This window comes from Amycolatopsis endophytica (assembly GCF_013410405.1).
In the GTDB taxonomy this organism is placed as follows: Bacteria; Actinomycetota; Actinomycetes; order Mycobacteriales; family Pseudonocardiaceae; genus Amycolatopsis_E; species Amycolatopsis_E endophytica.
In genome coordinates this window covers 772981-786287 of the sequence record NZ_JACCFK010000001.1, presented here as the reverse complement: position 1 = coordinate 786287, position 13307 = coordinate 772981, and the positions used below count along the sequence as shown (strand labels likewise).

Genomic DNA, 13307 nt, shown 5'->3' with positions numbered 1-13307 from the left:
CTTCTGCTTCGACAGACCACGATATCTCGATGTCAGGGCTGCCAGCGATACGTGCGCAGATCGACCTTGTGTCCATCCGCCAGGACGCCCTCGGTGCGCAGCAGTTCCAGTTGCCGGTGCACGAGGTGGGGCGCGGGCGTGCCGTTGGCGCGCAGGATCCGGTGCCACGGCAGGTCTTCGCCGTCCTCGGACAGGATCCGGCCGACCAGCCGCGGCGAGGGTGCTCCGGCGATGGCCGCGATGTCGCCGTAGGTCGCGACTTTGCCGGCCGGTACGGTCGCGATCACCTCGCGTACGCGCTCGTGCAGCTCCTCGTCCACGTGACCAACCTACCGTCAAGGTGTGCCGGTCCCCGGTTCTGTCGGCGGGTCGTGATTCCATGCGAGACGTGAGTCCAGAGGGCACCCGGTCCCGGGCGGGCGCGCGGCTGGTGCGGCCGCCCGCGGCGCAGGCGCGCCCGGAACACTGGGACGAGGGTGCGCGGGCGGTGCTGGAGGCGCCCCACGGGTTCGTGCGGGTCCTCGGTGGACCGGGCACGGGCAAGACGACGCTGATCACCAGCGCGGCCGCCCACCGCATCGCGGGTGGCGCCGACCCGGAACGCCTGCTGGTACTCACCGCGTCCCGCCGCGCCGCGAACGCCCTGCGCGCGGACATCACCCGGCGGGTCACCGCCAGCGCCGCCGACGGGATGCCCCGCACCATCCGCGAACCGATCGTGCGAACGGTCCACTCGTACGCCTTTTCGCTGCTGCGGTTGCAGGCCGGGTTGCAGGACCTGCCCGCGCCGCGGCTGCTGTCGAGCCCGGAGCAGGACGTCGTGGTCCGCGAGCTGCTGGCCGGTGACCTCGCCGGGGGTGCGCTCGGCTGGCCGGAGCAGCTGCGGCCCGCACTGCCCGTGCCCGGATTCGCCGAGGAGCTGCGTGACCTGCTGCTGCGTGCCGCCGAGCGCGGGCTCGGGCCGGAGGACCTGGTCAAGCTCGGGCGGCGCAAGGACCGTCCGGAGTGGGTCGCGGCCGGTGTGTTCTGGCGGCAGTACGAAGAGGTCACCGTCCTGCAGGGCGCGGGCGGCAACGCGCTGGGCGCGCCCGGATCGCCCGCACTGGACGCGGCCGAGCTGGTCGCGAGCGCGCTCGTCGAGCTGGAGGGCGATCCCGACCTGCTGGCGCGGGAGCAGGCGCGGATCCGGCACGTGTTCGTCGACGACGCCCAGCACCTGGACCACCTGCAGTTCCGCCTGCTGAAGCTGCTCGGCACGGCGGCCGAGGACTTCGTCGTGACCGGCGATCCGGACCAGGCGATCTTCTCCTTCCGCGGCGCCGACCCTGGCCTGCTGTCCCGTGCCGATTCCGACGGCGGCCGCACTGTCACGCTGACCCGGTCCCACCGGATGAGCCTGACCGTGCACGAGGCGGTCACCCGGCTCGGCGGGACCCTGCCGGGCCGCAACCGCCATCGCGCGATCGACGTCGACCCGGAGACCGAGCCGGGCGAGGTCAAGGTCCGGTTGCTGCCCACGCCGTCGGCCGAGGCGAGCTGGGTCGCCGACCAGCTGCGCCGCGCGCACCTCGTCGACGGGGTGCCGTGGTCGGAGATGGCCGTGCTGGTGCGTTCGCCGGGGCGGTCGTTCCCGGTGCTGCAGCGGGCGTTGCGCGCGGCGGGGGTGCCGATCGCGTCGGCGGCCGAGGAGCTGCCGCTGGCCCGCCAGCCCGCGGTGCGGCCGTTGCTCGCGGTGCTGCGGGTGGCCGGTGACCCGGAGCTGCTCGATCCCGAGATCGCCGAGATGCTGCTGGCCTCCCCGCTCGGCGGCGCGGATCCGCTGGCGCTGCGCCGGATGCGGCGCGGCCTGCGACGGCTGGAGCTGGCGGGCGGCGGTGAGCGGTCCAGTGACGAGCTGCTCGTGGAAGTGTTGCGGGACAACGACAAGCTCGGTGGCCTGGCGGAGGCCGAGGCGGCGCCGATCCGCCGGGTGGGTGGCCTGATCGCGACCGCGCGCGCGGCGATCGACCGGGGCGCGGGTGTCGAGCAGGTGCTGTGGGACGTGTGGCAGGAAAGCGATCTGCAGCGGCGGTGGGTGCGGCTGTCCGCGCGCGGCGGGACGCTGGGCTCCCAGGCCGACCGCGATCTGGACGCGGTGGTCGCGTTGTTCCACGCCGCCGGGAACTATGTCGACAGGTTGCCCCGCGCGAGCGTCGCGGCGTTCGCGGACTACCTGTCGTCGCAGAACATCGCGGGCGACAGCCTCGCGCCGGTCGCGCTGCGCGGGGAAGGTGTTTCGCTGCTGACGGCACACGGTGCGGCCGGTCGCGAGTGGACGGTTGTCGCGGTGGCGAACGTGCAGGAGGGCAGCTGGCCGGACCTGCGGTTGCGGGGTTCACTGCTCGGTGTCGAGCGGCTGGTGGACCTGCTGTCCGGTCTGGAGGAGGAGACGGTCTCGGCGACGGCGCCGATCCTGGCCGAGGAGCGGCGGCTGTTCTACGTCGCACTGGGCCGGGCGAAGCGGACGTTGCTGGTCAGCGCGGTGACCGGAGAGGACGAGCAGCCGTCCCGGTTCGTCGACGACCTGGAGCCGAACGCCGCGGACGAGTCCGGTGTGGACTCCCGGATCAAGCCGCCGGGCCGGTCGCTGGTACTGGCCGAACTGGTGGGGGACCTGCGCCGGGCGGTGTGCGATCCCGACGTCGAGCCCGCGCGCCGGGCCAGGGCAGCGCGGCAGCTGGCCAGGCTGGCCCGCGCCGGGATTCCGGGTGCTGACCCGGATTCCTGGTACGGCATCATGTCCGCCTCGACGGACACACCGCTGTACGGCGAGGGCGACGTCGTCCGTATTTCGCCCTCCACTGTGGACACCTTGAAGAAGTGCCCGCTGCGGTGGCTGATCGAGCGTCACGGCGGCAGCGACCCGGCCCAGCTCGCGGCGATCACCGGCACCCTGGTGCACGAGCTGGCGCAGGCCGCGGCGAGCGGCATGGACGACGAGGGCCTGCGCCGCGCGCTGGACGAGGCGTGGGCGAAGGTCGACGCGGGTGCGCCGTGGTTCTCCCGCCGGGAACGCAACCGCGTCGAGCAGATGGTGCGCAACTTCCTGGCGTGGCTGTCGACGAGCCGTGACGAGCTCCAGCAGATGGGCATCGAGCAGGACATCGAGGTCGAGCTGCCGGTCGGCTCGGATGGCTTGCTGGTCAAACTGCGCGGCCGCGTGGACAGGCTGGAACAGGACCGCGAAGGCCGCCCGGTGATCGTCGACCTGAAAACCGGCAAGACCGCGGTGAGCGCCGCGGACGCCGAGGTGAACCCGCAGCTGGCCGCCTACCAGCTGTCGGTGTTGCTGGGCGCCTTCGGCAGTGGCGCCCGTCCCGGCGGTGCGAAGCTGGTGTACCTGTCGAAGTCGCACAACAAGACCGGCGCGACGCAACGCGACCAGCCCCCGCTGGACGACGAGAGTGGCCGCGAATGGCTGGAGCTGGTCCGCAAGGTCGCCATCTCCGCCACCGGCCCCGACTACACGGCCACCGAAAACCCGGACTGCGACCGCTGCCCCGCGCGCGGCTCCTGCCCGCTCCGCCCCGAGGGCAGGCAGGTGACGGGCCCGTGACGCGCGACGGAGCCGGAGCATGAGCCCGCGCGCCACGCCAGTCGAGATCGCCCACGCGCTCGGGCTGCACCCGCCCACCGAGGAGCAGGCGGCGGTCATCGCGGCGCCGATCGAGCCCGCGCTGGTCGTCGCGGGGGCCGGGGCGGGCAAGACCGAGACCATGGCCGCCCGGGTGGTGTGGCTGGTCGCCAACGGGATCGTCACCCCGGAACGCGTCCTGGGCCTCACGTTCACCCGCAAGGCGGCCCGCCAGCTCGGGGAACGCGTCCGGGCGCGCCTGCGCCGCCTCGCCGGGTCGCAGCTGCTCGACCGCCTCGATCCGGGCGGCGCGCTCCGCGCGGCGATCCAGGCGGGCGAACCCACCGTCCTCACCTACCATGCCTACGCCGGCCGCCTCCTCGCCGAACACGGCCTCCGCCTGCCGGTGCAACCCGGCGTCCGGCTGCTGTCCGAGACCTCCTCCTGGCAACTGGCGCACCGCGTCGTGTCCACTTGGGACGAAGACCTGGACACCGATCGCGTCCCGGCCTCCGTCACCGCCCAGCTGCTGGCGCTCACCGGCGAGCTCGGCGAACACCTGGTCACCGAAGAAAAGCTCGCCGAGTACAGCCGCTGGTTGTGCGACCTGATCGAGACCGCCCCGCGCGCCAAGGGACAGCGTGCCGCCATGCCCGGCAAACTCCTCGACATCGTCGCCGCCCAGCGGTTCCGGCTGTCCCTCATCCCGCTGATCGAGGAGTACCAGCGCCGCAAGCGAGCCGAGGGCGCGCTCGACTTCGCCGACCAGATGTCGCTCGCCGCGACCCTCGCGGCCGGTCATCCGCAGGTCGCCGAGGGGGAACGTGCCCGCTACGGCGCCGTGCTCCTCGACGAGTACCAGGACACCGGCCACGCCCAGCGCATCCTCCTCCGCGCGCTCTTCGGCGGCGTCGAGAACGAACCGCTCCCGGTCACGGCGGTCGGCGACCCGGCACAGGCGATCTACGGCTGGCGCGGCGCGAGCGCGGCGAACCTGCCGCGCTTCACCACCGATTTCCCCCGCGAGGGGCTCCGGCCCGCCCACGAGTACGGCCTGCTCACCAGCTTCCGCAACCCCGCCGAAGTCCTCGTGCTCGCCAACGGCATCGCCGAACCGCTGCGCGCCCGCGGCCTCGGCGTCGAACGTCTCCGCGCCCGCGACGGCGCCGGGCACGCCGACATCGAAGTCGCGCTGCTCTCCGACATCCGCGCCGAACGCGAGTGGGTCGCCGACGCGCTCGCTTCCCGGTGGTTCGCCCACCAGGAAGAACACGGGGCACCGCCCACGGCCGCCGTTCTCGTCCGCCGCCGCGCCGACATGGCCCCGATCGCCGCCGAGCTGCGGGCCCGCGGCCTGCCGGTCGAGGTCGTCGGCCTCGGCGGGCTGCTCGACGAACCCGAGGTGGCCGACCTCGTCGCGACCCTCCGTGTCCTCGCCGATCCGCTCGCGGGCACGGCCGCCGCGCGCCTGCTCACCGGTGCCCGCTGGCGCATCGCGGCCGCCGACCTCGCCAGACTGTGGCGCCGCGCCAACGAGATCTCCGGGCCGCCGCCCACCGAAGAGTCCGGAATGGACGGCCTGTTCGCCGAACGCGCCGAGCAGACCGGCCTGATCGACGCGCTCGACGATCCGGGCGACCCGCGGCGGTACTCGCCGGAGGGGTACCGCCGGATCCGCGAGCTGGGCCACGAACTGGCGTCCCTGCGGCGCAGGCTCGACCAGTCGCTGCCCGAACTCGTCGCCGACGTCGAGCGGACCCTGCTGCTCGACGTCGAAGCGCAGGCCCGCCCCGGCAGTGCCCGCCGCGCGCACCTGGATGCCTTCGCCGACGTCGTCACCGACTTCGCCGAGACCTCGCCGACCGCGACGCTGATGTCCTTCGTGGACTACCTGGCCACCGCGGCCCACGCCGAGGACGGCCTGACTCCCGGCGAGGTCGAGGTCGTGCCGGACCGCGTGCAGGTGCTCACCGCGCATTCGGCCAAGGGCCTGGAGTGGGAGGTCGTCGCCGTGCCGCACCTGGCGCGGGAGGTCTTCCCCAACAAGCGCCGGTCGTCGTCCTGGCTGCGCACCGTCACATCCCTGCCCGCGGCCCTGCGCGGCGACTCGCAGGACCTGCCGGAGCTGCGCGTGTCGGACGGTATGGACCGCAAGGAGGTCATCGAGGCTTTCGAGATCCACGAGCAGGACTTCGCCGAGCGCGAGGCCGAGGAGGAACGCCGCCTCTGCTACGTCGCGCTGACCCGCTCCGAGCGGGCCCTGATCGTGTCCGGGCACTGGTGGAACGAGACGAGCACGCGCCCCAAGGGCCCGTCGGACTTCCTGGTCGAGGTCGGTGCGCTGGTCGAGGACGGCGTCGGCCGGGTCGCCACCTGGGCCGAAGAACCGCCTGCCGACGAGGAGAATCCGCTGGTCAGCGAGGCCCGGTCGGCGCAGTGGCCGACCGATCCGCTGGGCGGGCGCCGCGACGCCGTGGCCGAGGGCGCCGATCTGGTCCGCACCGCGCTCGCCGAAGGCACCATCACCGAGGTCACCGAGGACGACGACGAGGACGACCCGGACGGCTGGATCGCCGACACCGACGTCCTGCTCGCCGAGTACGCCCGGCGCCAGGGCACGGCCGAGCAGGTCACGCTGCCCGACCACCTGTCGGTGAGCCAGCTCGTCGAACTGGCCGCCGACCCCGGCGGGCTGGCCCGGCGCCTGCGCCGCCCGCTGCCGGTGCCGCCCAACACCTTCGCCCGGCGCGGCACCGCGTTCCACGGCTGGCTGGAGCGCCGCTTCGCCGGTGACCGGTTGTTCGACCTCGACGAACTCCCCGGCGCGGCCGACCCCGACGAAGCCGGTGACGACGCGCTGGAGGCGCTGCAGGAAGCCTTCGACCGCAGCGGCTGGGCCGTGCGCACCCCGCACGAGGTGGAGGTGCCGTTCTCGACGGAGGTCGACGGCGTCACCGTGCGCGGGCGGATGGACGCCGTGTTCGCCGACGCCGACGGCGGCTGGACGGTCGTGGACTGGAAGACCGGCGCCGTGCCCGAGGAGGGCCGGATGGCCGCGCTCGCGGTGCAGCTCGCCGCATACCGCCTCGCCTGGGCGTCGCTGTCCGGCACACCGCTGGAGAAGGTGCGCGCGGCCTTCCACTACGTGCGCCACGACCACACGCTGCGCCCGGTCGACCTGCTCGACGCGGACGGCCTCCGTGACTTGCTCCGCAGCGTCCCGCAGCCCTAGCGGGCCTGGTGGTGATCGCTTAGGATCCGCGGGTGCGTGTCGCGGAGGAACCGGACCCGTCGCTCGTCGGGGTCGTCCGGATGCCCGAGCCGGCGGCGAGCCCCATCCGGTCCATCGGCAAGAGAGTCCTCTGGGCGCTGATCGCCCTGGTGGCCGCCGTCTTCCTGGTCTACCTGGGCAGAGACGGCTACCGCGACGTCAACGAGGACGGGCTGTCGCTGCTGGACTGCTTCTACTACGCGACGGTCTCGCTTTCGACCACCGGCTACGGCGACATCACCCCGGTCACCAGTTCCGCCCGGCTGATCAACGTCCTGGTGATCACGCCGCTGCGGGTGCTGTTCCTCATCGTCCTGGTCGGCACCACACTCGAGGTGCTGACCGAACGGTCTCGACAGGCGTTCCGGATTCAGAAGTGGAGGTCCAGGGTGCGGGACCACGTGGTGGTCGTCGGCTTCGGCACGAAGGGCCGGTCCGCCGTCAAGACCCTCCTCGGTGACGAGGCCGTCGAGCCGAACAGGATCGTCGTCGTGGACACCGACCAGCAGGCGCTGGACGCGGCCGCCGCGATGGGCCTGGTCACCGTGCACGGGTCGGCCACCCGGTCCGACGTGCTGCGGGTCGCGGCGGTGCAGCGGGCCAAGGCGGTCATCGTGGCCGCGGACCGGGACGATTCGGCCGTGCTGGCCACGCTCACCGCGCGTGAGCTCGCGCCCAAGACGCACATCGTCGTGTCGGTGCGTGAGGCCGAGAACGTGCACCTGCTCAAGCAGTCCGGCGCGAACCAGGTCGTGGTGTCGAGCGAGACCGCGGGGCGGCTGCTCGGCATGGCCACGTCCACCCCGGTGGTCGTCGACATGTTCGAGGACCTGCTGACCCCGGAGTCCGGGCTGGCGATCGCGGAGCGGCCCGCGGAGAAGTCCGAGGAGGGCGGCTCGCCGCGGCACCTGCCCGACATCGTGCTCGGCGTGGTCCGCGACGGTGAGCTGTACCGGGTCGATTCACCCGCCGTGGACGCGATCGAACCCGGTGACCGGTTGCTCTACGTGAAGAAAGTGACCCCCGCCGACCAGGTTGAGTGATAGATCTCCGGAGTCCGGCGGCGGCTGTGATTCGCCCGGACCTTCTGGAAGCATGGGGATCGTGCTGCGCTGGAACACCCTCGCCGTCGCCGTGCTCGCCGGCATCGCCATCGTGACCGCCGTGTGGTGGGCCGGTCCGGGCATGCTGGGGACCGCCGCCGCCGCGCAGGGCACGACCGCGCAGGCCACGGTCACGCGGGGCGCCGAGTGTTCGGCGCCGGAGCCGCAGGAAACGGTCGAGATCACCCTCGACGGGCAGCAGCGCACCGGTGTCCTCGACGCGTGCGGGCACGACCAGGACGACCGGGTGGACGTCAGGGTGCCCGCCGCCGCCGGTGACGGCGATCTCGAGGTGCACCTGGCCGACGTCGTCACCGGCCACGACGATCTGCGCCGCCCGATCGGCCTCGCCCTGCTGGCGCTGAGCTGCCTCGGCGGCGGCACCTACGCCTTCCTCGTCCACCGCGGCCCGCGCCGGACCCCCGCGGGCTGACGGGTCAGCTGACCTCGGCGGCGGGGGCGGCGAAGGTGTTGCACCGCGCGATCCGGTTGTACTGCGCGCCCAGCCGCCACCACATCGCGTAGTGGTCGTTGCTGCCGTGGTCCATGCTGCCGGAGGTGTTGTCGCCGCGGGTGTCCTGGTCCCGCCAGGCTTTGGAGTACATGTCGCGGGTGATGGAGCCGCCCTGGTCGACCACCGCGCCCAGGAACATCCCGGAGAAGCACTGGGCCTGCAGTTCCTTGCGGCGTGACAGCTCCAGCCCGGCCGGGCTGTTCTGGCCCGCGGCGTAGATCTGCTGCCACACCGCGTCCATGATCCCGGCGACCTCCTGCACGTGGTGGCCGTACTCGTGCGCGAACAGCGCCAGGTAGACGCCGGGGTTGTCGCCGTACTGGTCGGTCTGCAACCCGCGGAAGGGCACGTACAGGTTGTCGTCGCAGTAGTAGGCCGCGGTCGCCACGCTCACCGCGATCGTGCCGCACGCGGTGGTGAACGAGGTGCCCGTCGGGAAGTGCAGGCTGGGCGGGGTGAAGGGCAGGTCGTAGCGTTCGAGGAAACCGCCCCACGCCTCGTTGAGGCATTGGGCGGCGGCGGTGAAGAAGGCTTCGGCCGAATCCTGGTCGCTGTGCCACTCCGGGAGCGTGCAGGCGAAGTTCTGCAACCCGTCTTCGCTGTTCTGCAGGATCGGGTGGGACGCCAGTTCCAGGACCTTCTGGCCGTCCGCGGAACTGGTCGCCGCGCCTGCCGCGTTGCCGCCGCTGACCGCTGTCGTCGTCGGCGCGGCCACCGTGGGGGAAGACGGCTCCGATCCGTTGCGGACCGCGACGAACACCACCAGCCCGGCGAGCAGCACCGCCACGGCGCTGAGCACGAACGCGGTGACCGGCCTCGACGAGCGGCCGCGCGCCCGGTGCCGCGCGGCCGGCTGTGCCGGACGCGGCGGCGGCAACGGTTCCCGTGGTCGCTGCGGCGGTGGCGTCATCGGCCGCCAGCATAGTCAGCACGTGTGCCGGGCGGGTGAGATCACGACTCGGCGGCGTCGGCGCGCCACCCGTGGCCGGTGCCGGGCCGCTCTGCGAGAGTGGGCGGCGAAACGACCCGCACCGAGTGGAGACGACCCGATGAGCGACAGTGGCGGCTGGGCCGGCCCCGATCCGAAGGACAGGCCCGGCGACGCGACGCCTCCCGCCGGGAGCCCGATGCCGCCGGCGCCACCGCCGCCGGAGGTGACCGGGCAGCAGGGCTGGAACCAGCAGCCGCCGCCCGGTCAGCCCTACCAGCAGCAGGGCTGGGGGCCACGCCCCGGTTACGGCAAACCCGGCGTGATCCCGCTGCGCCCGCTGTCGGTCGGCGAGATCCTCGACGGGGCCATCACGACCATGCGGCGCCACCCGGCTCTGGTGTTCGGCGCGTCGGCCGTCGTCGCGGTGATCGGCGCCGTGCTCCAGCTGCTGGCCAGCCGCTACCTCCTGCCGGACGTGGAGACGCTGCAGAACCTCGGCCCGGCCGCCACCGACCAGCAGATCCAGGACGCGGCGCTGGACGTGCTCGGCGACACCGCGGCGGTCACCGGTGTCACGCTGATCATCACGGTGCTGACCCAGACCTTCCTGTCCGGCTTCCTGACCGTCGTCATCGGCAAGGCCGTGCTGGGCAAGCCGGTCTCGTTCGCCGAAGCCATGGCCGAGGCGCGGCCGCGGTTCCTGCCGCTGCTCGGCGCCACGATCGTCTACAGCCTGCTGGTCGCGGCCGGCTCGATCCTGTGCCTGATCCCCGGTATCTGGCTCTACACCCTGTTCGGCCTCACCACCCCGGCGCTGGTGCTGGAGCGCGCGAAGGTCGGGCAGTCGCTGACCCGGTCGCGCGAACTGGTCAGCGGCTCCTGGTGGCGCTGCTTCGGGGTCCTGCTGCTGGCCGGCGTGATCGGCACGGTGCTGTCCTACCTGATCGACATCCCGTTCAGCCTCGCCGCGGGCGGCACCGGTGTGCTGACCGGTGAGGGTGTCCCGGCGGGCTGGGGTGGTCTGCTGCTCGTCGCGCTGGGCCAGGTGATCTCGATGACGATCGTCGCGCCGTTCACCGCGAACACCACCGCGCTGCTCTACATCGACCAGCGCATGCGCAAGGAGGGCATGGACCTCCAGCTGGCGCGGGCGGCGGGCACGGCTTGATCGCCGCCTGGCTCGCCGACGTCCCGGTCGACATCGGCCGGGACGACGCGCGCCGCGCCGCGGAGGCCGAACTGTCCGATCCGGTGTACGCGGCGGCCCAGCCGAACTGGTTCGACCGGGCGCTCGGCTGGGTCGCGCAGCGGATCGTGGACCTGTTCGACGCGGCGTCCGGGATCGTGCCCGGCGGCGGGGCCGGGGTGCTGGTCATGCTCGCGGTGGTGGTACTGGTGATCGTCGTCGTGCGGTTGCGGGTCGGTCGGCTCGCGCGGTCGGCGCGACGGCCGGGCACGGTCTTCGAGGGCCGGTCGCGGTCCGCGCGGGACTACCGGGACGCCGCCGAGCGCGCCTTCGCCGCCGGTGACGTCGGGGCGGCGGTGCGCGACCGGTTCCGTGCGGTGGTCCGGACGCTGGAGGAGCGCGGCGTGCTCGACGAACGCGCCGGGCGCACCGCCGACGAGGCCGCGCGCGAGGCGGGCGGGAGGCTGCCCGCCGTCCGGGACGCCCTGCGGGCGGGTGCGGAGCTGTTCGACGCGGTCCACTACGGCGGCCGCGCGGCCACGGTCGAGGACTACCGCGTCGTCGCCGGACTCGACGACGTGGTCGGCCACAGCCGTCCCGGAGTCCCGGCGTGACCAGTGTTTCGCCGGACGCCCGCCGGATCTGGCGTGCCGCGCGGGCACCACTGGTGGTCGCGCTGATCCTGCTGGTCGGTGCCGTGATCGTGCTGCTCGGGTCGGCCGGGCGGCAGCACGGCGCGCTCGACCCCGGCTCGCCGGACCCGACCGGTTCGCGCGCGCTCGCGCGGCTGCTGGAGCGGCAGGGCGTGCGCGTCGTCGCCGCCCGGACCTACGCCGAAGCCGACGCCGCGGTGCGGGAGGACACGACGCTGCTGGTGACGGGCCCGGACCTGGTCGAACCGGGTCGCCTGGCGGCGCTGCGGGCGCGGGCGGGCGAAGCCGTGGTCATCGCCCCTGGTGACGCGACGCTCGACCTCCTCACCCCCGGCGTGGTCGTCGGAGTCGGCGTGCCCTTGTCGGTCCGGGCGCCGCGGTGCACCGTCGCGGGCGCTGTCTCGGCAGGCGACGTCGTCCTCGGCGGCCTCACCTACTCCGCGCACAGCCGGGCCCGCGGCTGCTACGACGGCACGATGCTGCAGCTTCCCGGCGAGGACGGCAGCACGACGCTCCTGGGCAACGGCGATCTCATGACCAACGACCGCCTCGACGACGAAGGCAATGCCGCCCTGATGCTGCGGCTGCTGGGGCGCAACGCGACGCTCGTCTGGTACGTGCCGTCGCCGGGCGACACCGGCGCCGGCATCGAGCAGCGCTCGCCGATGGACCTGCTGCCCCGCGCCTGGATGTTCGGCGCGATCCAGCTCGCGGTCGCCGCGGTGCTGTTCGCGGTGTGGCGGGCGCGGCGGCTCGGGCCGGTCGTGACCGAACGGCTGCCGGTCGCCGTGCGCGCCGCCGAAACCACCGAGGGGCGGGCCCGGCTCTACCGCCGCTCGGGCGCCGTCGACCACGCCGCGGCTACGCTGCGGCAGGCGGCGATCGGACGGATGCGGCCCCTGCTGGGCCTGGGCGCGAGCGCGGAACCGGCGGCGGTGGTCGCCGCGGCCGCGGACCGCACCGGATGGCCCGCTCCGGCGGTCGGGGAACTTCTGTACGGTCCAGCGCCCGCCGACGACGCGGGACTGGTCCGGCTCGCGGACGAGCTGGACCGCATCGAGAGGGAGATCAGTTGACGGAGACCGGTGTCCACGCGCGCGAAGCGCTGATCGCTCTGCGCGCCGAGGTCGGGAAGGCGGTGGTCGGCAACGACGCCGCGGTCACCGGGCTCATCATCGCGTTGCTGTGCCGCGGTCACGTGCTCGTCGAGGGTGTGCCGGGCGTGGCGAAGACGCTGCTGGTCCGGGCACTCGCGGCGGCGCTGGACGTGCAGACCTCGCGCATCCAGTTCACGCCCGACCTGATGCCGGGCGACGTGACCGGTTCGATCGTCTACGACGCCCGCTCGTCGGAGTTCTCCTTCCGCGAGGGGCCGGTGTTCACGAACCTGCTGCTCGCCGACGAGATCAACCGCACCCCGCCGAAGACGCAGTCCGCGCTGCTGGAGGCCATGGAGGAGCGGCAGGTGTCGGTCGACGGCCGCCCACGGGCGTTGCCGGACCCGTTCATCGTGATCGCCACGCAGAACCCGGTCGAGTACGAGGGCACCTACCCGCTACCCGAGGCGCAGCTGGACCGGTTCCTGCTCAAGCTCACGGTTCCGCTGCCCGGCCGCGAGGATGAGCTGGGCGTGCTGGCCCGGCACGCCCAGGGCTTCGACCCGCGCGACCTCGGTGCCGCCGGGGTGCGGCCGGTCGCCGGGCCGTCGCACCTCGCGGACGCGCGGGCGGCGGTGGCCGGGGTGACGGTCGGGCCGGAGGTGCTCGGCTACATCGTCGACCTGTGCCGGGCGACGCGGGCGATGCCGTCGGTGCGGCTCGGGGTGTCGCCACGCGGGGCGACGGCGCTGCTGGCCGCGACGCGCGCGTGGGCCTGGTTGTCCGGGCGTGGCTTCGCGACTCCGGACGACGTGAAAGCGCTTGCGCGACCCGCGTTGCGGCACCGGCTGGACCTGCGGCCGGAGGCCGAACTGGAGGGCGCGACCGCGGACGGCGTGGTCGAACGCGTGCTCGCCACCGTCCCCGTGCCGCGCTGAC

At 73.5% G+C, this 13307-nt stretch carries 10 protein-coding genes; 8 read left to right on the top strand and 2 right to left on the bottom strand.

The genetic code is table 11. The features are described from left to right. Window positions 1-32: 32 nt before the first annotated feature. The gene (locus HNR02_RS03790) at window positions 33-320 is read right to left on the bottom strand and encodes an MGMT family protein (protein WP_179771829.1); all 288 of its coding nucleotides are present in this window, start codon (window positions 318-320) and stop codon (window positions 33-35) included. 59 nt (window positions 321-379) lie between these two features. On the opposite strand from HNR02_RS03790, the gene HNR02_RS03785 reads away from it, so the two are divergent. The 4 genes from HNR02_RS03785 to HNR02_RS03770 all read left to right on the top strand — a co-directional run bounded on the left by HNR02_RS03785 (window position 380) and on the right by HNR02_RS03770 (window position 8420). Next, complete coding sequence (locus HNR02_RS03785) at window positions 380-3595, top strand: ATP-dependent helicase (protein ID WP_218902636.1); 3216 nt, start codon at window positions 380-382, stop codon at window positions 3593-3595. 19 nt (window positions 3596-3614) lie between these two features. Further along, window positions 3615-6845, top strand: a complete 3231-nt coding sequence (locus HNR02_RS03780) for an ATP-dependent helicase (RefSeq protein ID WP_179771827.1) — start codon at window positions 3615-3617, stop codon at window positions 6843-6845. Between the two features lie 80 nt (window positions 6846-6925). Further along, window positions 6926-7927 carry a potassium channel family protein gene (locus tag HNR02_RS03775; protein WP_246338721.1) on the top strand — a complete coding sequence of 334 codons (1002 nt, stop codon included), beginning with the start codon at window positions 6926-6928 and terminating at the stop codon, window positions 7925-7927. A 52-nt stretch (window positions 7928-7979) separates the two neighbouring features. Beyond that, window positions 7980-8420 carry a hypothetical protein gene (locus HNR02_RS03770; protein ID WP_179771825.1) on the top strand — a complete coding sequence of 147 codons (441 nt, stop codon included), beginning with the start codon at window positions 7980-7982 and terminating at the stop codon, window positions 8418-8420. Between the two features lie 4 nt (window positions 8421-8424). Here HNR02_RS03770 and HNR02_RS03765 read toward each other — a convergent pair whose 3' ends face one another. Further along, window positions 8425-9300, bottom strand: a complete 876-nt coding sequence (locus HNR02_RS03765; protein WP_312861135.1) for a neutral zinc metallopeptidase — start codon at window positions 9298-9300, stop codon at window positions 8425-8427. 250 nt (window positions 9301-9550) lie between these two features. On the opposite strand from HNR02_RS03765, the gene HNR02_RS03760 reads away from it, so the two are divergent. From HNR02_RS03760 to HNR02_RS03745, 4 genes are read left to right on the top strand one after another with little or no spacing between them, the layout of a single operon-like run. Further along, the gene (locus HNR02_RS03760) at window positions 9551-10600 is read left to right on the top strand and encodes a DUF7847 domain-containing protein (protein ID WP_179771823.1); all 1050 of its coding nucleotides are present in this window, start codon (window positions 9551-9553) and stop codon (window positions 10598-10600) included. Next, window positions 10597-11232, top strand: coding sequence for a DUF4129 domain-containing protein (locus HNR02_RS03755; protein WP_179771822.1), 636 nt, complete (start codon window positions 10597-10599; stop codon window positions 11230-11232). Before HNR02_RS03760 ends, HNR02_RS03755 begins: the two co-directional genes overlap by 4 nt. After that, window positions 11229-12347 (top strand): DUF4350 domain-containing protein, encoded by a 1119-nt coding sequence (locus tag HNR02_RS03750; RefSeq protein ID WP_179771821.1) that lies wholly within the window; start codon window positions 11229-11231, stop codon window positions 12345-12347. Before HNR02_RS03755 ends, HNR02_RS03750 begins: the two co-directional genes overlap by 4 nt. Beyond that, a complete protein-coding gene (locus tag HNR02_RS03745) occupies window positions 12344-13306 on the top strand; it encodes an AAA family ATPase (protein WP_179771820.1) in 963 nt (320 codons plus the stop codon). Before HNR02_RS03750 ends, HNR02_RS03745 begins: the two co-directional genes overlap by 4 nt. The last annotated feature ends 1 nt before the right edge of the window (window position 13307 follow it).

Coding starts and splice junctions, on each gene's coding strand:
- HNR02_RS03785 (WP_218902636.1), top strand. CDS start 380: ATGCGAGACGTGAGTCCAGAGGGCACCCGGTCCCGGGCGGGCGCGCGG.
- HNR02_RS03780 (WP_179771827.1), top strand. CDS start 3,615: ATGAGCCCGCGCGCCACGCCAGTCGAGATCGCCCACGCGCTCGGGCTG.
- HNR02_RS03760 (WP_179771823.1), top strand. CDS start 9,551: ATGAGCGACAGTGGCGGCTGGGCCGGCCCCGATCCGAAGGACAGGCCC.
- HNR02_RS03770 (WP_179771825.1), top strand. CDS start 7,980: ATGGGGATCGTGCTGCGCTGGAACACCCTCGCCGTCGCCGTGCTCGCC.
- HNR02_RS03775 (WP_246338721.1), top strand. CDS start 6,926: ATGCCCGAGCCGGCGGCGAGCCCCATCCGGTCCATCGGCAAGAGAGTC.